This window comes from Halopelagius fulvigenes, from assembly GCF_055398025.1.
This window is the reverse complement of sequence record NZ_AP043846.1, coordinates 1211521-1231786: the sequence shown is the minus strand read 5'-3', so window position 1 is coordinate 1231786 and position 20266 is coordinate 1211521. Positions and strand designations below refer to the sequence as shown.

At 67.5% G+C, this 20266-nt stretch carries 23 protein-coding genes; 15 read left to right on the top strand and 8 right to left on the bottom strand.

What is annotated here, in order from left to right:
* Positions 1-123 precede the first annotated feature (123 nt).
* Entirely contained in the window at positions 124-2232 is a 2109-nt protein-coding gene (locus ACZ522_RS10940) for a S9 family peptidase (RefSeq protein WP_379699688.1), read from the top strand.
* Positions 2233-2391: 159 nt separating this feature from the next.
* Here the strand turns inward: ACZ522_RS10940 and thiD are convergent, their stop codons facing one another.
* Entirely contained in the window at positions 2392-3759 is a 1368-nt protein-coding gene (thiD, locus tag ACZ522_RS10935; protein ID WP_379699691.1) for a bifunctional hydroxymethylpyrimidine kinase/phosphomethylpyrimidine kinase, read from the bottom strand.
* 137 nt (positions 3760-3896) lie between these two features.
* Between thiD and tenA the strand changes: the two genes are divergently transcribed.
* From tenA to ACZ522_RS10920, 3 genes are all read left to right on the top strand, one after another.
* Entirely contained in the window at positions 3897-4562 is a 666-nt protein-coding gene (gene tenA, locus ACZ522_RS10930) for a thiaminase II (protein ID WP_379699694.1), read from the top strand.
* Between the two features lie 107 nt (positions 4563-4669).
* Positions 4670-6205, top strand: a complete 1536-nt coding sequence (locus ACZ522_RS10925; RefSeq protein WP_379699696.1) for a sodium:solute symporter family transporter — start codon at positions 4670-4672, stop codon at positions 6203-6205.
* A 72-nt stretch (positions 6206-6277) separates the two neighbouring features.
* Complete coding sequence (locus ACZ522_RS10920) at positions 6278-7654, top strand: divalent metal cation transporter (protein WP_379699698.1); 1377 nt, start codon at positions 6278-6280, stop codon at positions 7652-7654.
* Between the two features lie 287 nt (positions 7655-7941).
* Here the strand turns inward: ACZ522_RS10920 and ACZ522_RS10915 are convergent, their stop codons facing one another.
* The 3 genes from ACZ522_RS10915 to ACZ522_RS10905 all read right to left on the bottom strand — a co-directional run bounded on the left by ACZ522_RS10915 (position 7942) and on the right by ACZ522_RS10905 (position 9231).
* The gene (locus tag ACZ522_RS10915) at positions 7942-8160 is read right to left on the bottom strand and encodes a DUF7569 family protein (RefSeq protein ID WP_379699701.1); all 219 of its coding nucleotides are present in this window, start codon (positions 8158-8160) and stop codon (positions 7942-7944) included.
* 91 nt (positions 8161-8251) lie between these two features.
* On the bottom strand, positions 8252-8932 hold the full coding sequence (upp, locus tag ACZ522_RS10910) for a uracil phosphoribosyltransferase (protein WP_379699703.1): 681 nt from the start codon (positions 8930-8932) through the stop codon (positions 8252-8254).
* A gap of 116 nt (positions 8933-9048) precedes the next feature.
* Positions 9049-9231: a hypothetical protein gene (locus ACZ522_RS10905; protein ID WP_379699706.1), complete on the bottom strand. Its 183-nt coding sequence runs from the start codon at positions 9229-9231 to the stop codon at positions 9049-9051.
* 60 nt (positions 9232-9291) lie between these two features.
* Here ACZ522_RS10905 and ACZ522_RS10900 point away from each other — a divergent pair, with 60 nt between their 5' ends.
* Both ACZ522_RS10900 and ACZ522_RS10895 read left to right on the top strand, forming a co-directional pair.
* Complete coding sequence (locus tag ACZ522_RS10900) at positions 9292-9606, top strand: hypothetical protein (RefSeq protein ID WP_379699708.1); 315 nt, start codon at positions 9292-9294, stop codon at positions 9604-9606.
* 20 nt (positions 9607-9626) lie between these two features.
* Positions 9627-10034: an SRPBCC family protein gene (locus tag ACZ522_RS10895; protein ID WP_379699711.1), complete on the top strand. Its 408-nt coding sequence runs from the start codon at positions 9627-9629 to the stop codon at positions 10032-10034.
* A 29-nt stretch (positions 10035-10063) separates the two neighbouring features.
* On the opposite strand, the gene ACZ522_RS10890 is transcribed toward ACZ522_RS10895, so the two are convergent.
* Positions 10064-11377 carry a CobW family GTP-binding protein gene (locus ACZ522_RS10890; RefSeq protein WP_379699965.1) on the bottom strand — a complete coding sequence of 438 codons (1314 nt, stop codon included), beginning with the start codon at positions 11375-11377 and terminating at the stop codon, positions 10064-10066.
* Between the two features lie 104 nt (positions 11378-11481).
* Here ACZ522_RS10890 and ACZ522_RS10885 point away from each other — a divergent pair, with 104 nt between their 5' ends.
* From ACZ522_RS10885 to ACZ522_RS10875, 3 genes are all read left to right on the top strand, one after another.
* Positions 11482-11778 carry a DUF7990 family protein gene (locus ACZ522_RS10885; RefSeq protein WP_379699713.1) on the top strand — a complete coding sequence of 99 codons (297 nt, stop codon included), beginning with the start codon at positions 11482-11484 and terminating at the stop codon, positions 11776-11778.
* Position 11779: 1 nt separating this feature from the next.
* On the top strand, positions 11780-12748 hold the full coding sequence (locus tag ACZ522_RS10880; RefSeq protein WP_379699715.1) for an ArsA family ATPase: 969 nt from the start codon (positions 11780-11782) through the stop codon (positions 12746-12748).
* Positions 12749-12883: 135 nt separating this feature from the next.
* Positions 12884-14722 (top strand): carbon starvation CstA family protein, encoded by a 1839-nt coding sequence (locus ACZ522_RS10875; protein ID WP_379699717.1) that lies wholly within the window; start codon positions 12884-12886, stop codon positions 14720-14722.
* 119 nt (positions 14723-14841) lie between these two features.
* Here ACZ522_RS10875 and ACZ522_RS10870 read toward each other — a convergent pair whose 3' ends face one another.
* Together ACZ522_RS10870 and ACZ522_RS10865 are read right to left on the bottom strand one after the other, a co-directional pair.
* Positions 14842-15552 (bottom strand): DUF8052 family protein, encoded by a 711-nt coding sequence (locus ACZ522_RS10870; protein WP_379699720.1) that lies wholly within the window; start codon positions 15550-15552, stop codon positions 14842-14844.
* On the bottom strand, positions 15549-15926 hold the full coding sequence (locus ACZ522_RS10865) for a cupin domain-containing protein (protein WP_379699723.1): 378 nt from the start codon (positions 15924-15926) through the stop codon (positions 15549-15551). Before ACZ522_RS10865 ends, ACZ522_RS10870 begins: the two co-directional genes overlap by 4 nt.
* 136 nt (positions 15927-16062) lie before the next feature.
* Here ACZ522_RS10865 and ACZ522_RS10860 point away from each other — a divergent pair, with 136 nt between their 5' ends.
* The 6 genes from ACZ522_RS10860 to ACZ522_RS10835 all read left to right on the top strand — a co-directional run bounded on the left by ACZ522_RS10860 (position 16063) and on the right by ACZ522_RS10835 (position 19552).
* Complete coding sequence (locus tag ACZ522_RS10860; RefSeq protein ID WP_379699725.1) at positions 16063-16263, top strand: hypothetical protein; 201 nt, start codon at positions 16063-16065, stop codon at positions 16261-16263.
* A gap of 92 nt (positions 16264-16355) precedes the next feature.
* Positions 16356-17045 (top strand): DUF5828 family protein, encoded by a 690-nt coding sequence (locus ACZ522_RS10855; RefSeq protein WP_379699727.1) that lies wholly within the window; start codon positions 16356-16358, stop codon positions 17043-17045.
* Between the two features lie 200 nt (positions 17046-17245).
* Positions 17246-17485: a hypothetical protein gene (locus tag ACZ522_RS10850; protein WP_379699729.1), complete on the top strand. Its 240-nt coding sequence runs from the start codon at positions 17246-17248 to the stop codon at positions 17483-17485.
* 125 nt (positions 17486-17610) lie between these two features.
* Positions 17611-17913: a DUF7344 domain-containing protein gene (locus ACZ522_RS10845; protein ID WP_379699732.1), complete on the top strand. Its 303-nt coding sequence runs from the start codon at positions 17611-17613 to the stop codon at positions 17911-17913.
* Between the two features lie 281 nt (positions 17914-18194).
* Complete coding sequence (locus ACZ522_RS10840; protein WP_379699735.1) at positions 18195-19028, top strand: TrmB family transcriptional regulator; 834 nt, start codon at positions 18195-18197, stop codon at positions 19026-19028.
* A gap of 149 nt (positions 19029-19177) precedes the next feature.
* Entirely contained in the window at positions 19178-19552 is a 375-nt protein-coding gene (locus ACZ522_RS10835; protein ID WP_092538540.1) for a helix-turn-helix domain-containing protein, read from the top strand.
* A gap of 70 nt (positions 19553-19622) precedes the next feature.
* Here the strand turns inward: ACZ522_RS10835 and ACZ522_RS10830 are convergent, their stop codons facing one another.
* The gene (locus ACZ522_RS10830) at positions 19623-20228 is read right to left on the bottom strand and encodes a methyltransferase family protein (RefSeq protein ID WP_379699738.1); all 606 of its coding nucleotides are present in this window, start codon (positions 20226-20228) and stop codon (positions 19623-19625) included.
* Between the last annotated feature and the right edge of the window lie 38 nt (positions 20229-20266).

Sequence of the window (20266 nt, the reverse complement as noted above, 5' to 3'; positions counted from 1 at the left end):
ATGTTCAGGATCTCTCCGCCGAGATGACGTTCCGCCAACTTCTTCGTGGGATTTGCTGACGTACGTCCCGGCGTTCTCCGCCGGGTAACGTAACTCTATCAATCGCGGCGGTCAAGGCAGCCTATGACTCGCATCTCCGCGGCTGACTATCACGACGTCGCGCAGGTCGAAGACCCGCAGGTGTCGCCCGACGGCGACCGCGTCGCGTTCGTCCGAAAGGTGCCGAAGGACGACGAATCGTACGAGCAGACCGTCTACCTCGTGCCGACGGACGGGACGGGGGAGGCCCGGCGCTTCACCGTCGCCGAGGGCGTCGATTCGAAACCGCGGTGGAGTCCCTCCGGCGACCGACTGGCGTTCGTCTCCACGCGCGGCGCGGACGACGACCGGCCGCAACTGTGGGTGCTCCCCGTCTCCGGCGGCGAGGCGGAACGGGTGACGGACGTTCCCGGCGGCGTCGGCAACGTCGCGTGGAGTCCCGACGGGTCGAAGATAGCCTTCCAGCAGTCCACGACGGCCGAGGAACGCGAGGAGAGACTCGATACGAACCTCGGCGGCGAGGAGTACGAACGCGAGACGCCCGACCCCCGCGTCGTGGACCGACTCGTCTACCGACAGCACGGGCGGTACAAGGACGGTGCGGAACCGCACGTCTACGTCGTCCACCTCGACGAGGCGGGGGACGGGGAGGACGCGGAGGCGGACGCCGACGCCCCCCGCGTCGAACGACTCACCGAGGGGGAGTACGGCCACGTCTCGCCCGCGTGGGGCGACAACGAGACGCTCTACTTCGGCGTGAAGCGTCACCAGGGCGACACGGAACCCGACGACAGCGTCGTCATCGACATCGTGGCCCACGACCTCTCGACGGGCGAGACGGAGGACGTGACGCGGACGACGGCGTGGGGACTCGCCCTCGACGCGACGGCGGACGGTCGCCTCGCGTTCGGTCGGACGCCCGAGGAACGCCTCTCGATGCGGCAGTCCGACGTGGTGGTGTACGACCGGAAGGCCGACGAGGAGTTCGTCCCCACGGAGAACTTAGACCGCGATATCGCCCTCCAAGGCGGCCTCTCGTGGGGGCCGAGCGAGGAACGCGTCTACTTCCTCACGCCCGACGAGGGCGACTACGTGGCGCGACGCGTGCCCGGTGATGCGTCCGCCGACCCCGACGTTCTCGTCGGCGAGGGTCACGCCACCTCGGTGTCCGTCGGCGGCCCGGCCGACGACTCGGTGGTCGCCGTCGCCAAGAGCGAGTGGGACCACCGCGGCGACGTGTTCTGTCTCTCCGAGGGCGAGGAACGGCGACTGACGAGCGTCAACGCCGACTACCTCGAACGCGTCGAGGTGCGGGAACCCGAGGAGGTTCGCTTCGAGTCCGAGGAGGGAGTCGAGGTGCAGGGGTGGGTGCTGACCCCGCCGGAGTTCGACCCCGAGGGGACGTACCCCCTCGTCGTGGAGGTTCACGGCGGCCCGCACGCGATGTGGTCCGTCACGGGCACCATGTGGCACGAGTTCCAACTCATGGCGGCCCGCGGGTACGTCGTCTTCTGGTCGAACCCGCGCGGTTCGACCGGGTACGGCGAGGAGTTCGCCACCGCCATCGAACGGGACTGGGGCGAGGTGACGATGACGGACGTGATGGCCGGCGTCGAACTCGTTTGCGAACGCGACTACGTGGACGAGGAGAACGTCTTCCTTACCGGCGGTTCGTTCGGCGGGTTCATGACCGGGTGGATGGTCGGCGAGACGGACCGTTTCCGCGGCGCGGTGGCCCAACGCGGCGTCTACGACCTCTCGTCGTTCTACGGTTCGACGGACGCGTTCAAGCTAATTGAGGGCGACTTCGACACGACGCCGTGGGACGAACCGGAGTTCCTCTGGGAGCAGTCGCCCGTCGCCCACGCCGCCGACGTATCGACGCCGACGCTGGTGATGCACGCCGAGAACGACTTCCGCGTCCCCGTCAACAACGGCGAGATGTTCTACCTGTTCCTGCGGAAGAACGGCGTCGAGACGCGCCTCGTGCGCTACCCGCGCGAGGGGCACGAACTCTCCCGGTCGGGCGAACCGGCGCACGTGGTGGACCGACTCGAACGCACCGTCCGGTGGTTCGACGGCTACTCCGACCACCACGACGCGCCGAAGGCCCTCGAACGCGGCGATGACGGCCTCTCGGCGGCGAACGACGGCGAGGATGGGAGGGGCGACGGCGACGAGAGCGACGACTGAGGGAGAGTCGGAGGCATCGCGGGAACTCTTCGCCTCCCGAATCTATAGCGGCCTCGGTACCCCTCGGGGGGTGCGTTTCGTCCGCGCCGATCCGGCGGACAACTTCGCCCCCGTTTCCCGTTTTTCGACCGGAAGCGAAGGGGTTCGCGGCGGGTCGAACTACGCCGATTCGAGTTCGGCGGCCAGCGAAGTCAGTCGCTCTGCGAGCGTTCCCGCGTCGGCGGCGACGACGCGCGCCAACGGTTCTCTGCCCACCGCGCCGCCGTCGACGACCGCCGCGGGCGTCTCGCCCTCCGATTCGAGCGTTCGACGGACCGCCCCCCGCGAGACGCTCTCCGTCTCCGGACCCGACTCCTCCCCGTCGGCGGACTCGACGCGGGCGACCGACCACCCGAGCGAACCCATCGCGTCCGCCACGTCGTCGTCGAACCGGCAGTTCGCCGCGAACCGGGCGGTCGAATCGACTTCCCGAACCGCAAGCAGGAACGCGGCGAGGTGACTCGACGCGCCGACGCGGACGCCCCGGTTCGGCCGCACGCCCGATTTCGTACGCGCGATTCGGCCCTCGACCGCCGCGAGCTCGTCCGGGCGTTCCGCGTACGGCGTCGCGCCGACGACGTTCAAGCCGACTTCGGGGACGAGTGCGCGCGCGCCCGCGCCCGCACCGACGAGTTCGTCCACGACGCCCTCCACCGCCTCGACCGCCTCCGTCCGCGCCGCGCGGTGGCGAATCGTCGCGAGGTGGTGGACCGACCCCGGCCCCTCGCCGACGTCGAGGGGGTAGCGGATGGCCCGTTGGAGGGACGCCACGGCGGAATCGACCGCCGCGGTCGCGTCCATCCCCCGCGCGAGGTTCGCGGCTATCGCACTCGACAGCGTACACCCCGACCCGTGCGTCGCGTCGGTGTCCACGCGTTCGTGGGCGAACGAGACGTGCGACCCCTCTGTGACGAGAACGTCGAGTACCTCCTCGCCGGGGGCGTGGCCGCCTTTCACGAGTGCGGCCTCCGCGCCCATCTCGACCAACGCCGCGCCCGCCTCCCGCGCCGCGGACTCGTCGGTCGGTTCGGTGTCCGTGAGGACGGCTGCCTCGTCGGCGTTCGGCGTCACCACCGCCGACGCCGCGATTAGGTCCTCGTAGGCGCGTTCGGCGTCCCTGTCGAGCAGTCTGTCGCCCGAGGTGGCGACCATCACCGGGTCCACGACGACGGGGAACGGCGCGTCCGCGACGCAGTCGGTCACCGTCTCGACCATCTCCGCGGTGCCGAGCATCCCCGTCTTCGCCGCGCCGACGTCGAAGTCCTCGGTCACCGCCTCGTACTGCGCCCGCACCTCCTCGGTCGGCACGGGGTGTATCGAGGAGACGCCGCGGGTGTTCTGGGCGGTGACGCTCGTGATGACGCTCGTCCCGAAGACGCCGGCGGCCTCCATCGTCTTCAGGTCCGCCTGGATGCCCGCACCGCCCCCGGAGTCGCTTCCGGCGACGGTGAGTGCGACGGGCCGCGCGTCGGGCGCGGGCGTCCGCATCACGAACCACCTCGCCCGGACGGTCTGCGGTCTGTCGCGCGGTGCGCGGCGCGTGAGAAGAGGCGAGTGCGTTCGGCCATAGTTGAAAGTTGTACTACTCGGTAATAATTTTGTGTCTCGCCTGCGTCGCCGGGATAATGGCGTTCACCGACGAACTCGAACCCGAGGCCGACGACATCTGGACCGCCATCGTCGAACACCCGATGGTCGAACGGTTGGGCGAGGGGACGTTAGACGAGGACCCGTTCCGGGAGTGGGTCAGACAGGACTACTACTACCTGCGGGAGTACGGGCGGACGTTCGCCCTCGCGGCGTCGTCGGCGCGGCGTCTCGACCGGATGGGGACGTTCGCGGAACTCCTCCACTCGACGCTGAACACGGAGATGGACCTCCACCGGTCGTACGCCGCTGAGTTCGGCATCTCCGAGGACGAATTGGAGGCGACGGACCCCTCGCCGACGACGCGGGCGTACACGGACTTTCTCGTCCGGACGGCGGCGGTGGAGACGTTCGGCGACGCGGTGGCGGCCGTACTCCCCTGCATGTGGGGGTTCAACGAGACGGCGCGACGACTCGCGGCCGACGGTGTCCCGGACCACGACCAGTACGCGGCGTGGATAGAGATGTACGAGGGCGAGGAGTTCACGGAACTCACCGACTGGTGTCTCGACCTGATGGACGAGGTGGCCGAGGAGTCGACGGCGGCCGACAGAGAGCGATACCGGGAGCGATTCCTCACCTCCGCGCGGTACGAGTACCGCTTCTGGGACGCGGCGTGGCGGCGGGAGTCGTGGGAGGTGTAGGGCAGTAACCGGTTGTACTACCAAGTTTTATCACCGCCATCTCGCGTATCGTCTCACGTGAAACGACACGTTCGACGGTCGGCCGCGGAGAGAGCGGGGTGGGTTGCGTGGTGAGCACGACGGCGGCGCTCGGACTCACCGTCCTGACGCTCTCGGCGTTCACCGCGTTGGGCTTTTGGTACTCCCGGGGGCGAGTCCGGAGCGTCGAGGACTTCCTCACGGCGCGAAACAGCGTCGGGTCGGGGTCGATGACGGCGACGCTCGTCGCCTCGGTGATGGGCGTCTGGATCCTCCTGAGTCCGGCGGAGGCGGGCGCGGCGTTCGGCGGCGTCACCGCCGTCGCGGGCTACGCCGTCGGCGAGGCGATTCCGATGCTCGCGTACGCCCGCCTCGGCCCGCGCATCCGCGAACTCCTGCCCGAAGGGCACTCGCTGACCGAGTACGCCCTCGTCCGGTACGGCCCCGCCGTCTACCTCTTGGTGTTCGTCGTCAGCGTCACCTACATGTTCGTCTTCCTCGCCGCCGAACTCACCGGCATCACCAGCGCCCTCCAACTCGTCGCGGCGGTGCCGCGCTGGCAGACGGCGGTGCTCGTCGGCGCGTTCGTCCTGCTGTACACGGGCTACGGCGGCCTCCGCGCCAGCATCTTCACCGACACCGTGCAGGCCGTCCTCGTGATTCCGCTCCTGTTGGGGAGCGCCGTCGCCGCCCTCGTCGCCCTCGGCGGCCCCGCGGCGGTTCACCGGAACGTCGCCGCCGCAGACCCCTCCCTCTTGGACCCCGGCTTCCTCACCGGCCTCCAGTTCGGCTTCTGGGTGGCCATCGCCGTCCTCGGCGCGGAACTCGTCAACCAGACGTGGTGGCAGCGCATCTACGCCGCCGAGGACTCCGAGACGCTCCGGCGGGGGTTCCGCCGCGCGGCCCTCGTCAACTTCGTCCTCGTCTTCGTCGCGGGCCTGTTCGGCGTCGCCGCGCGCGGGTACGTGGACGTCGTGACCGACTCGGCGAGCGCCCAGTACAACGCCAGCGTCGCCTTCTTCGTCCTCGTCACGGAGGCGTTCTCCGAGACGTTCGCCCTCGCCGTCGTCCTCGTCGCCCTCCTCTTGGTGATGAGCACCGCCGACACCCTGTTCAACGCCCTCGCCAGCCTCGTCACGACGGACCTGCCACGGGTGCTCAACGATCCGGACGACCGGACGCTGACGCTGTCGGCGCGGGCGCTCACCGTCGTCGTCGCCGTCGCCGCCATCTACGTCAGCCTCCGCGCGCGGAGCGTCCTCGAACTGTTCCTCTTGGCGGACCTGTTCGGCGTCGCCGTCGCCGTCCCCCTCCTGTCGGGGCTCTACTCCGAGCGCGTCACCGGCGAGGGCGCACTCGCCGCCGGCCTGTCGAGCCTCGCCGTCGGACTCGTCTTCTTCCCGAACCCGCTGGTCCGCGGCCCCCTGTCTGCCGTCCCCGTCCTCGGCGAACTCCTCCCGACGCCCGCGTTCCTCCCCGCGTTCGTCGGCACCGCCGTCGTCTCGATACTCGTCACCGCCGTCTCCGTGCGGACTTCGTCCTCGCGGTTCGACCACCGGCGACTCGCCGACGCCGTCCACAGCCTCGACGACTCCTCCGCCGGCTACCGAGAGAGCGACGACTGACTCCCCGCCGGAGATATTCTTCGGTGTTACAACTTGGTAAACTTCTTACGTCGGTACCGCAACCCACCGGCCATGAGTCGCGCGGACGAAGCCGTGACGAACGTCACGGCCGTCGATACGGAACGAGTGGGAACGTACGTTCGGGAGATGGGGCCGTCGTGGGTCGCGGGCGCGGTGGCCGCCGGCCCGGCGACGATGGCCAGCGTCGTCACCGCGGGCGCGGCGTTCGGCTACCGACTCCTGTGGATAGTCGTCCTCTCGGCGGTCCTCGGCGCACTCGCGCAGTACCTCGCCATGCGGCTCGGCCTGTTCACCGAGGACGGCATCGTCTCCGTCGTCGAACGCCACCTCGGAGCGTCGTGGGCGTGGATACTCGTCGTGGACGCCGTCCTCGCGGCGGGTCTGGCGCAACTGGTCATCATGAAGGGCTTGGCCGACGTGTCCGCGGCGGCGACCGGAATCGACGCCCGGGTCTGGGGCGTCGCGTGGGCCGTCGTCCTCGCCGTCGGACTGGCGGGCCGGGGCTACCGGTTCGTCGAGACGGCCGCGAAACTCCTCGTCTCCGCCGTCGTCCTCGCGTTCCTCGCGTCGCTTCTGGTCGTCCCCGTCGACCCCGCCGCGGCCGCCTCGGGCCTCGTGCCGCGGATTCCCGCCGGCGTGGACGGCGCTCTCGTCGCCGCGGGCGTCCTCGGCGGCGCGGTGCACATCACCCTCGTCACGATGCACTCCTACACGATGCGCTCTCGGGGGTGGACGACCGAGGACTACGGCCTGGCCACGTTCGACGTGGGCCTCTCGATGCTCGGGGCGTTCGGCGCGTTCAGCGTCGCCATCTTCCTCGTCGCCGCGGGCGTCCTCCACGACCCGAGTATCGCCGCGAACGAACTCACCGCCGTCGCCGCCGCGCAGACGCTCGGCCCCCTCGTCGGCCCGAACGCGAAGTGGCTCTTTCTGCTCGGACTGTGGGGCGCGGCCGTCTCGACGCTCGGCGGTAACACCGTCGTCCCGCCGTTCCTCATCGCGGACAAACTCGGCTGGGAGACGGACATCGAAGACGGTCGGTACCGCGCGGCGTTGGTCGCGGTGGCCCTCCTCTCCGCTGTGGGCGCGTTCGTCGGCGGGTCGTTCTTCCCCCTCCTCGTTCTCGTCCTCGCGTTCGGCCTCGTCGGGACGCCGTTCGTCCTCGTCGTCGTCCTCTACCTCCTGAACTCCGATGCCGTCTCCGAGTCGAACTCGACGCTCGCGAACGTCGGCGGCGTCGCCCTCCTCGCCGTCGCGGCGACGACGGCGGGGTCGTTCGTCAGAGAGCAGGTGGCGGGCGGACTCGCCGACCCGACGACGCTGTTCGTCGCGGCGTTCTCGCTCTTCGTCGGCGTGGCGACGCTGGCACTCGTCGCTCGGTACCTCCGGGAACGTTTCGCGGGTACGGGTGGGGTAGTCGAGGCGTAGTCACCGGAAACGCCCGCTTCGGTACCCGTGACTATGGTCCTCACGCGGCAACCATGTGGTACGTTTCCACTCGGTTCCATTCGAAGGAAAACCGCACGACGGCGGACGAACTCTACCCGAAGCGAAGGGGTTCGGTCCCGGCGGCGAACCGCGGTTTCGCGGTCGCTCCGCGCGCCGTCACCTCCGCGGCCGACGCGAACCGCGTCTGGTCCGGAGACCGGGAATCAGCCTGCGACGACCGGAATCCGGTCTACGGCGACCGGAACACGGTCAGAGGCGATTCGGGTTCAGTCCACGATGATGTCGGCGTCGCCGTCCTTCGGAACGGGCGTCCGCTCCGATTCGGGTTGCATCTCCTCGCGGTACCGGGCTATCCACTCGGCGAAGCAGTTCGGACAGAGTCGCTGGCTGTCTATCTCCGAGCGGTCCACGCTGAGACGGACCGTCCGCGAGAGGGCGTCCTCCACGGCCGTACCGCAGGCGTCGCATGGGTCGGCGTCGCTCATACGGCCTCACGTGTGTAACGCTCCGGTATAGTCGTTGTTCTGCGCCGCGCCGCCGAAGAAAGCGAGACGGTCGAAAGAGAGGAGAGTCGGCCTACTGCGTCCGGAAGGCGCGGTCGCCGGCGTCGCCCAGACCGGGGATGATGTAGCCGTCCTCGTCGAGGTGGTCGTCGATGGAGACGGTCAAGAGGTCGGCCTCGGGGAACTGGTCGCCGACGCGGAGGAGTCCGTCGGGCGCGGAGACGGCCGAGAGGACGAACAGGTCCGTCGGTTCCGCCTCGGCGTTCGAGAGGACGTGGTCGAGGACGGCGCACATCGTGGACCCGGTGGCGAGCATCGGGTCCGCCACGATGACGGTGTCCTTCTCCGTTATCTCGGGCAGTTTCACGTAGTCGATGGTGATGGGGAACTCGCCCTCCTCGTCCATGCCGGCCTCCTCGTCGCGGCCGGCGCTGATGACGCCCTGCTTCGCCCGCGGGAACGCCTTCAGCAGTCCCTCCACGAACGGCGTCGCCGCCCGGAGGACGTTGATTATCACCACGTCGTCGAGTCCTTTGACGCGTTCGCCCGTCGTCTCGGTCAACGGCGTCTGGACGGTGACGTACTCCGTCTCCATCGCGCCGTCGATTATCTCGTAGCCGCAGATGCGGCCGAGTTTCACGAGGCCTTTCCGGAAGGCGACCTGCGTCGTCTCCACGTCTCGCAGGCGCAACAGGGTGTCCTTGGCGAGAGCGTGGGTGATGAGGTACGCGTCGTCTCGGTCTTCGATGGGCATCTTGTTCGAAACGCAGAACGCCGAGGGCATAAAGTCCGACGAATCGCCGCTCACACGTCGCCTGCCGTGGGTTCACGCCGCACGGTCTGTCTGCGAACGCGACTCGACCGCCCCCGTCACCGCGTCACGACGTACGTCACCGCCATCAACACGAGGGCGAACGACGCGACGTTCACCACCGTGAACGGGACGACGTCGATGTAGCTCAGGCCCCAAACGACGACCGACGCGAAGGCGGTCGAGAGGACGAGGTTCATGGCGAACAGCACGCGCGGGTCGCCCTGCGATGCGGGTTCCATACCTCCCCGTCCGACCTCCGTCACTTAGATTCTTTGCGATACACTCCCAAGCGAACCCGAATGCGACTCCGAAACCGCCGAGGCGAGGCCGTAGACGCCGTTCCGTTCCTCGTCGTCTCGGGGTTGGGGCTGCTTCTCTGCGTCTCGTTCGGCCCCCTCTACGTCGCGGCACTCGGTCTCCCGTGGACCGTCGCCGTCTGCGCCTCGGGCGCGGCGTCCGTCGTCGTGACCGCGGGCGCGTACTACCGTCTGGTCTGGACCGGGACGCCCCTCCGCACCGCGGAGATTCCGCCGGGGTCCCGACTCCGGCGCATACTGTACGCCGGGGTCGCTCTCGGACTCCTCCTCTGTCTCCTCTCCCTGCCTCTTTTGTGACCCGACGCGAAACGGCGGGCATGCGTGAAGTGACGGTCTCTCGGTTCGTCCCCCGGTCGCCGCCCACTCTCTCTCGGATGCTGACGCCCGAGGCGATGGTCGAGTACGAGGGGAGTTTCGAGGTGCGGGACGTGCGGGAGGGGGAGGCCGACGCCCTCGTCACCGTCGGGGGCGGCGGCGTCGAGTTCGTCCTGCGCTTCGAGGAGACCGACGATGGCCTGCGGTACGAACAGGCGGGCGAGGCCGGCCCGTTCGACGCGATGGAGACCACCGTCGCCGTCGAACCCGCCGAGGGCGGTTCGACCGTCACCGCCCGGTCGTCGGTGAGTCTCGGCCTCCCCGCGCCCGCTTTGACCGACCGCGTCGCCGCGTGGAAGCGACGCAGCGAACTCGAACGCGCCCTCGACGCACTCGTCGAGGACTGCTGAGGTTCGCCCGGTTCGACCGGGTGCGCCCGTTAGCCCTCGGGCGTCGGTTCCGCGAGCGTCGTCCGGTCGCCGGGGGAATCGGGGAACGGGTTCTCGGACTCGAAGGCGTCCCAGTCGGCGGCCATCTCCTCGTCGGTGAGGAGACAGTCGTCTAGCGCCGCGACGAGTCCCTCCTCGTCCATCTCGCGGCCGATGAACACGAGTCCGGTCCGCCTGTCGCCCCACTCGTCGTCCCACTCGAACCCGAGGTCCGAGCGATTGCGCCGGTAGGCGTCCTGTTCGAAGTCGGGGAGGCTGGCTATCCAACGACCGCTTCCCTCGACGTAGGCCGAGGGACCGGCCTGACTGTACGTGAGGTGCGTCTCCTCCCGGCCGGCGACCCACATCGACCCCTTCGACCGAATCACGCTCTCGGGGAGGTCAGAGAGGAGTTCGGCGACTCGGCCGGGGTGGAACGGCCGCCTGCGCCGGTAGGTGAAGGAATCGACGCCGTAGGCGGCCTGCGGGTGGCTGTGGCCGTCGTGGTCGTGTCCGCTGTGGTCGCCGTGGTCGTGGCCGTCGTGGCCTCCTTCCGCGCCCTCCGCGTCTGCCTCCGCCGCGTCCTCTCTCTCGGCGGCGTCCAACATCCGTCGCCACCCCGCCGCCTCCGCCGCGGACTGGGGGTCGAACCGCTGGACGCCGAGCAGTTCGTCCGCGTCCACCTCGGCGTACGTCGCCGGGATGATGTCCGCACCCGGACGAAGTGCTTTGACGACGCTCTCGACGCGTTCGCGTTCGGCGTCGCTCACCAAGTCGCACTTGTTCAGGACCACCGCGTCGGCGAACTCCACCTGTTCGACCAGCAAGTCCGAGATGGGGCGCGTCCCCTCCTCGCCGCCCTCGGCGACTGTCTTCGAAGGCGTTCCGTCCGCGTCGAACGTGTCCGCGAACAGGCGGGCGTCCACGACGGCGACGACGGATTCGACGCGGTACCGCGCGGCGGCGGGCGACCCGCCGGTGAACAGGCGGGCGACGGGGGCGGGGTCGCTGATTCCGGAGGGTTCGACCACGAGGTGGTCGAAGTCGCGTTCGCGCGCGAGGCGGACGACGGCCGTCTCCAAGTCGTCGCGGAGTTCGCAGCAGATGCACCCGTTCGACAGTTCCGCGACGGTGCCGTCGGCGACGGACAGGTCCGACTGTTCGCTGACGAGTTCCGCGTCCACGTTCAACTCGCCCATGTCGTTGACGAGGACGGCGATGGTTCGCTCCCCGGCGTTCCGCAATAAGTGGTTCAGGAGCGTCGTCTTGCCCGCGCCGAGGCTTCCGCTCAGCACCGTCACCGGCGTCTCGTCCGTCGAACGCAGACCCATGCCCGCAGATGGCGCGCGACGGTATATCAACGCACGGAATCCGGGCAGTCGTTCGTGAGCGACACACTTTTTGGCGGCGGAGGGTGAGACGTGAACGAATGACACTCGCGGAGCGAATCGACCGGTACCGGAAGGTCCTCGCGGAGTGGCTCCGCGGACTGTACCACGGGATGATTTCGCACCCGGCGTACGAGAAGATAGAGAAGGAGGCCGAGGACGTGGAGGACACCTTCATGCTGGCGTGTTTCCCCGAGGCGTTCGGCATCCCGAGTCCGGTGTCGTACTACACCGCGGAGTTGCTCCCCTACCTCGAAGACGAGTTCGAGGCGTGGGAACGGCGGATGTGGGACCGGGGGTCGCTCCTCGAACGGAAGGGGCAGCAGTACCACTTCTAACATGCGCAAGTTCGTCTTCTTCGGCGGCAAGGGGGGCGTCGGCAAGACGACGCTCTCCTCGGCGTACGCGCTGAAGTGCGCCCGCGAGGGGTTGGAGACGCTCGTCGTCTCCACCGACCCCGCCCACAGCACCTCGGACGTGTTCGACCAACAGTTCGGCGACGACCCGAAGGCCGTCTCCGGCGAGGAGAACCTCCACGCGATGGAGGTGGACCCCGACACCGAGGTGGAACGCCACCTGATGGAGACGAAACGGGCGATGGGCGACCAGGTGAGTTCCGCGATGGTCAACGAGATAGACCGGCAGATAGAGATGGCCCACCAGACGCCCGGCGCGTACGAGTCGGCTCTGATGGACCGCTTCATCGAGGTGATGCGCGAGTCCGACGACTTCGATAGGGTTGTCTTCGACACCTCGCCCACCGGCGGCACCCTGCGTCTCCTCTCGCTTCCGGACCTCTTGGAGGGGTGGATAGACCGACTCACGCACAAGCGCGAACGCTCCATCGACCTCTACGAGAAGGCGGCCATCGGGAACAACGAACCGCGGCGCGTGATGGACGGCGACCCCATCCTCGCGCGCCTCCGGACCCGAAAGGAGCGATTCGAGTTCGCGGGCGAGGCGTTGCGCGAACGCGCGGCGTTCTTTCTCGTCGTCAACCCGGACGAACTCTCCATCCGCGAGACGCGTCGCTCCGTCGAGCAGTTGGACTCCTACGGCCTCGACGTGCGCGGACTCGCCGTCAACCGCCTCACGCCGGAACCCGAACCGCACGAGGAGGGACGCGGCGCGCGCTTCCTCCGCGACAGGGTGGAGACGGAACGCGAACGCCTGCGGGAACTGCGCGAGGACTTCGAGGAACCCGTCGTCGCGGAGATTGCCACCCGCGTCGCGGAGGTGAAGGGCGACTTCCTCGGCGAGGTGGCCGCGGAACTGGACATCGACGTCGCCCCCGAAACGGAAGCGTAGCGCTCTCCCCGCCCCGTCGGGGGATTTCGACCGAAAATTCACCCGCCGAGGAGTTACTATTTGTTCTCCCTGGCGTGGTAGTAATCAACAGGGTTAATAGGCGGTTTTTCATGAAATGCAATGAGGCACGCCACCATGGTTCAAGTAATTTGGCTCGTCGCGGCGGTGTTCGCGCTGTTCAGCGTGGGGTATCTCGGTTACTCGAAGTACCTTGCGCAGTTCGTCGAACTCGACGACAGTCGCGAGACACCGGCCCACAAGTACAAGGACGGACAGGAGTACGTACCGGCGAAGAAGCCGGTACTGCTCGGGCATCACTATTCGAGCATCGCGGGCGGAGCACCCATCGTCGGCCCGATAACCGCCGGCGTCGTCTGGGGGTGGGTGCCCGCTCTCGCCTGGATCGCCATCGGGAACCCCCTGATGGGGAGCGTCCACGACTTCGTGTCGCTGTCGGCCAGCCTCCGACACGAGGGGAAGTCTATCGGTTACATCATCGGCGAGTACGTCGGCGAACGGGGCAAGGATATGCTCCTGTGGTTCGCCTTCATCACCATCATCCTCGTCGTGGCTGTGTTCGCACTCGTCGTCGCCATCGTGTTCGACGCCTACCCGCAGGCGGCGACGGCGAGCCTGATATACATCGGACTGGCCGTGCTGTTCGGCGCCTACCTGTACCAGTTGAACCTCCCGTTCATCCCCGGTACCGTCGCGTTCGTCGTGGCGATGTTCGTCGGGGTCTGGGTCGGCATCCAGTACCCCCTCGCTCTGCTCCCGGCGGCGGAGGGGTCGTCTTACCCCGCGGGCACTATTGTCCTGTTCGCGATGGAGGGGTCGTGGCTCCCGGCCGCGGGTTCGTTCGGCACGAACGCCGCCGCGTGGATTCCGGTCATCCTCCTGTACGGTGCGCTGGCTAGCGCCCTGCCGGTCTGGGTGCTTCTCCAACCGCGCGACTACCTCTCGTCGTTCCTGCTGTACACGGGCGTCGGAGGCGCGCTGCTGGCCGTCATCGTCGGAACCGTCGGCGGAGCGCTCGGCATCTCGGCGATAACGTCGAGCCAACCGCTCGTCACCAACCTCGAACCGTACTACGGCTTCATCGGGCGAGGCGGACTTCCGCTGTTCCCGCTTCTGTTCATCACCATCGCGTGCGGGACCATCAGCGGCTTCCACTCACTCGTCTCCTCGGGGACGACGTCGAAGCAGCTGAACAAGGAGTCCGACGCGCGGACCATCGGCTACGGCGGCATGCTCGGCGAGGGTCTGCTCGCCACCGTCGCGCTCATCACCGTCGCCCTCGTCTCGCCCGACGTCGGCGGCGGCATCGGACTCGCCCTGCCGACGTTCGCTACGGGCGGCGGCATCCTGCTGACGAGTTTCGGCATCCCGACGTCGTTCGGTGGCCCGTTCATGGCGCTGGTGCTCGTCAGCTTCCTTCTGACCTCCACCGACACGGCCGTCCGCCTCGGACGGTACATGATGGAGGAGATAATCGGGACGCCCGAGTCCGCGACCGAGTCGTTCGCGGCCGACCGGTACGGGAACGCCGCCGTGCAGTGTCTCGCGGCGTACGTCCTCATCGCGAGCGGTTCGTGGACGACGCTGTGGGCGCTCTTCGGCGGTGCGAACCAACTGCTGGCCGCGCTGGCGCTGCTGACGGCCACGGTGTGGCTCGCCAACTGGAGCGACGCGAAGCAGCTTCTCAGCACCGGCGGCCCGATGGTCGTCATGGTGACCATCACGGTGCTGGGACTGCTCTGGATCGCGCTCCACGACAACATCTACGCGAAGTTCCTCAACTCCCAGTGGATGGCGAGCGCGGACGTGGTCGCGATGCTGTCTGCGGCGGCGCAGATCGCCATCGCGTTCACGCTCATCTACCTGGCGCTGTCGCTGGTGAAGATGGGGTACGAGAACATCCAGAAGGTCCGCGAACAGCCCGGTTCCGGCGAGTTCACGCCCGGCGACGACTGAACCGACGACCGACCGTCCCCGCGCGAGCCCTCCGCGTTCTTCCGTTTTTCACCCGGCGAGCGACGTCGCCGAGAGTCGTCTCGGCGTCGACGTACCGGCGACGAATCGTCGCGGCGGTTTCAGCCGCGGAGTCGGTCCACGATGCGGCCGAGAAGTCCCCTGTCGTCCGACGGTTGCACGTCGTCCCAGAGGGCGAACGCCTGCGCTACGTCCGCGTTCTGACTCGCGACCACCTCGTGCGTCTCGGGGACGGCGACGACGAGGTTCACCTCGTAGTGGCCGTAGTAGCCGAACTTCAGGAGCGTCCGATCGGAGAACGACTCGACGAACTCCCGAACGTCGTCGCTCGTCTCGGAGACGACGGCGACGAAGGTGAAGTCCGTCCCGTAGTGTTCCTCGTCCGGGACCAACCACTCGGCGTCGTCGGCCAGTTCGTGCCCGAGTTCGACGAGTCGTTCGAGTTCGGCGACGGTCACGCGCGGAGTGCGCCGCGCGAAGATGTACTCTCGGCTCTCGTGGTTCGCGTAGTTGAGGGCGGGGTGGAGGAACTGCTTTCGGTTCTCGACGCGCATCGTCCCGACCATCTCGAACCGTTCCCCGCGGACGCGCCGGTCCCTCTCTAAGTCGTAGTTGAACATCAACCGGTCGCTCACCCGGTTGAGGTACTCGTCGTCCCACTCGGGCACGTCCGGGAGTTCGACGCCCGCCTCGGCGGCGACGGCCTCCGGGTCGAAGTCGCCAGATTGCGTCTGGCCGCCCGACGAGCGCTGCTCGTCGAAGTCGTCCTCGCCCCCCTCTTCGCCTCCGTTCGCGCCCTCGGCGTCGCTCATTCGTCGGGTTCGTACGGCGCGACGTCGCCGTCCACGTTCGGCGCGCCGACGGCGAGGACCACCACGTCCGAGTCGGCGTCGGCGGGGTTGTGCGCCCGTTGGGGGTTGTTCGGTTCGACGGCGAACAGGCCGCCCTCCTCGATTTCGTACGTCCCCTCCGGTGTCTCGACGAACAGGGTCCCCGAGAGGACGTAGAACGCCTCCTCCTGTTCCTCGTGGTAGTGGTACGCCAGCGGAATATCCTCGCCCGGCGCGGCGCGGAAGCGGTTGACCGCTACCTTCGAGAGGCCCGCCGCCTCGCTCAGACGGCGCATCTCGCAGGGCCGGTCCGCCTCCGTCTCCACCTCGTCGGCGTCGACTACGGTGTATCCCATGATTGTCTCCACCTCGCAAGGGTACAAAAGCCCCTCGGGGCGTCCCCGGACGCAAGAATTTAATCGTTAGGGTTCCTAGCTCACGCGAGTCGTTCTCATGCCCGAGAAGAAAACCGAGAGTTGTGGCCGGTGCGCGATGTCAACCGTCGTGGACGCGGCGTCGGCGCGCGACGCCGACGGAGGCGACGAGGAGTCGAACGCCCGGAACCCGATGGACGGCGGGCGCATCGAACTCTCCGAGTCGGAGGTGCGCGCCGCCTCGCCCGCGGCGTGGTTCGCCGGCGTCGTCTCCCGCCTCGACGACGCCGCCACGGCCTTCATCTACGGGCGTCGGTGAGTCGCGCGGAAAACACTGTCGCGGAACCGATCAGGTAGTATGGCCCGCGAATAGACTTTTATAGCCGGCCCCTCCTACCCTCGCCTAAGCCGATGGAAGAGAGCGTTTCGGGCTTCAAAGTCCGTGGTTCGTGGGGCGACGTCGTAGAGCACGGCGAACGCATCACGCGGGCCCTGCGAGACGCCGACGTGAATAGTGAGGCGATAGAACGATGGGACGAGTGGCGGCCGAAGTCCCACGAACGTCTCGGCGAGGACGTGAGTCAGAAGACCGCCGAACAGGCCAGCGTCGGCGAAGGCGAGGGCGAGAGGGCCGGCAAGGAGCCGAACGAGGACCTCCAGACCGCCGGCGAGAAGCTGTCGGAGTCGTACCAGAAGGTCGAGGAGGGCGACAACGACGGCGCGGTCGAACGCTGGAGCGAGTCCATCGGATACGTCGCGCGCGCGGCGGACTCGGCCAGTCGGAAGGCCCTCCGGAAGGTCGAAGACACCGTCTACCAGAAGGTGATGACGCAGTTGGCGCCGTACTACTTCGACAGCGAACTCGTCAGCGCCAACATCCAGAAGACGACGCGGGGCGAGAGCGACGAACCGCGCTTCATCTTCGAGGTGAACATCAACGACGACGAACTGAAGTCGGAGGTGAGTCGTCGCCTCGGGCAGTACGACGACGAGGTGGACCGCTGGCACGTCGACACCGAGAAGGAGACGGCGACGGCGGAAGCGGCGGAGGGCGTCGAACCGCCCGAGTCCGAAGAGGAGTCGAAGTTCACGACGAACTGAGCCGGTTTCATCCGGCGAACGCTCGTCGAGGGCTTCGCGTTCACGACGAATTGAGTCAGCGTCGGCTGACGTACTCGTCGTGGACTTCGGTGAAACGACGAACTGAGCCGGTTCGTCCGGCGAACGCTCTTTTCTTCGAGACTCGCGGGCGCATCCGGCGGACAGACAACAGTCATGTCCGCGGCGTCCGAAGGTTCGATATGACCGACCCACTCCGCGTCGAGGCCGGCGAACTGTCCGCCGAGGAGATTCTCGACGCCCTCTGCGGCGGACGCCGCGTCCTCGTCGAGACGGAGATGATGGGCGAGACGCGCCAACTGTCGCTCCGGCACGACGGCACGACGTTCTACTGCGACACGCCCACGACGCTCCACAAGCACAGCGAGGCCGAGGAGATGCGGACCTGCATCGAGAAGATGGGGTACGCGAAGGAGGCATGAGGGCGGCGGGAGCGGAATTCGAGAGCTCTTTGAAGTAGTGTCACCCGCTTACTCACACGCGGAGCGATCTCGAAAAGAGAGGGACGTTATCCGTGCAGAAGTGTAATTAATCGTATATGGGAGCGATGACTGATAGTCACTTCGAAGCGCTGGCGAACGGTCACCGACGGCAGATTTTGGCGTCGCTGATGCGAGAGAACGGACGCTCCGTCGTTCCGGACGCGGCGGACGATCTCTCCGGAGAGAGACAGCTACAGGCGGAAATCGCCTTCAGGCACGTCCACCTCCCGAAGTTAGACGCCGTGGATTTCATCGACTGGGACCCGGAGTCGGGTATCGTCGCGAAGGGCCCTCGCTTCGGGGACATCGAACCGCTACTGAGGTTTCTCACGAACGAGTACACCGAATGCTTCGAAATCAGGTATTAATCTCTCGAAAAACTGCCACGAAGGTGGCAGCTAGGCGTAGAATAGCGGTTGGTTGGGACCCTACGTACCCTACGCCCAGTGACGATTCGAACTACCACTGTATAACCCTACTGTGATTATCTGAGTGAATGAACTGTTTCGCGTCCCGCGCTCGTCTCGGTGTTCCTCGTCGGGAGTCTCTCCGATGGCGTCGCCGGCGGACGGACGAGAGGCGGTGACTTATCAAGGCTCGCATACTATTACAGACGGTACCGGAGGCGCCGGTCAAATGGTTGGGACCCATGTCAGAGTTATCTAGCTATCAAGAGGCGGTCGAACTGCTTCAGAAACTGGGATTGAAAGAGTACGAGGCGAAGTGCTTCGTGGCGCTGTCGCGTCTGCCGAAAGCGACGGCCAAGGAGATAAGCGAGACGTCGGACGTGCCGCGGACTCGCGTCTACGACGCGATTCGCGTACTGGAGACGAAGGGACTCGTCGAGATTCAACACAGCAACCCACAGCAGTTCCGGTCCGTCCCCATCGGGGAGGCGGCGAAGACGCTCCGGGCAGAGTACGAGTCTCGGACGGAGTCGCTGGTCGACGCCCTCGAATCGATGGGATCGGCGTCGCTCAACGCCGACGAGGAGGTCACCCACGAGGTGTGGGCGCTCTCGGGCGAATCAGCCATCGGGAACCGATTACTGCAACTCGTCGGCGACGCCGACGAGGAGGTTGTGCTCATCCTCGGGCGCGAAGGAACGGTCACCGACGAGTTGCTCGAACGCCTGCAGAGCGCTCGGGAGTCAGGCGTCGACGTCCTCGTCGGGACGACCACGGGGGCGTTCCACGACCGAATAGAGGGCGCGCTTCCCGACGCCGAGGTGTTCGTCTCCGAACTGTCGTGGTTGCACAGCTCTCCGTCCGACCCCGACGACGACACGGCCATCAGCCGACTCCTGTTGGTCGACCGGGACACGATTCTGGTCAGTTCCGTTGAGGAGGACGAGTCGGGGTCCGTCGAGTACGAGCGAGCGGTGTTCGGAAAGGGGTTCACCAACGGTATCGTGGTCATCGCCCGCCGACTGATGGCGATGGGGCTGAACCCCATCGACGACCCCAAACCGCGCGACGAGTAGCGACCGGCGTCTCTCCGCGGCGGTCCTCCGTCGATTCCCCCGGCGTCCGGTCTCGCCTCCGGTTCGGAGCGAACTGAATCTGACTCCGCGGCGTGCGCGCCCTGCCGGCGACGCGGGACTTTAATCGGGGGCGCGGCGTTGTACCGTACATGAGCGACGCGCCAGATATGGGGGACCTCGTCGAAACGGAGAACCCGAGTTTTCAGCACGTTCTCGCGTGCGTCTTCGGCATCCAAGCCCACGAGAGCAGGACGTACTTGACGCTTCTCGACAGTCCGGGCAGTACGGTCGCGGAACTCGCGGACGAACTCGACAGGGACCGGAGCAACGTGAACCGGTCGCTCACGACGCTGATGGAGAAGGGACTGGCCGACCGCGAACGGCGACTTCTCGACCCCGGCGGCTACGTCTACCAGTACACCGCGACCGACCTCCCCGAGGCAAAGCGGATGCTCCACGAGGCCTTAGACGAGTGGGTCGAACAGGTCCACGCGAGCATCGACGCGTACGGAACCGAGGAGTGAGCCGACGGCTTCGGCCGTCTCGATTCAGTCCCCCGGCGACGCCGGCGCGGACGCCCGACGCCCCCGCCCGTCACTTCGCTCCGAGGCCCGAACGCGTCCCGGCGAGTGCGCGGAGGGAACGGCGTCCGACGAACCGCGGGACGCGTTCGGCGTAGCGTTCGTACGCCTCGCCGTACTCCTCGCGAAGCCACGGTTCCTCCGCGAACGGCAGGACGACCCACCACGCGAGGTAGACGGCGCACAGCGCGGCCGCCCACGCCGACGCGGCCATCGCGGCGAATCCGACCGTCGCGACGATGTAACAGACGTACTGCGGGTTCCGCGAGTACCGGTACCACCCGTCGGTGCGGAGTTCCCCGCGCAACCCCTTCGTCTCCTCGACGCCCAAGTCGAGTCCGGCGGCGACGGCCGCCGCGTACCAGGCGACGAACAGGACGCCGCCGCCGGCGACCACCGGCCGCGGCAGGCCGAGGCCGTTCCAATCGAGGTACGCGACGCCGACCAATGAGACGTTGACGACCTGCGAGAGCGTCCAGTGGGCGTAGTACGTCCGGTTTCTGTCCCCCGGCGGCCAGTAGTCGGCCCGCCCGAGAGCGCTCGCGGTAATACCGACCAGATTCCCCAGTCCGGCGACTGCTCCGACTGCGGACAGAACCGCGGTCATCGTCTGCTCCATACGCGTCGGTTCGGAGCGGTACCGCGTGGGATTTGCCG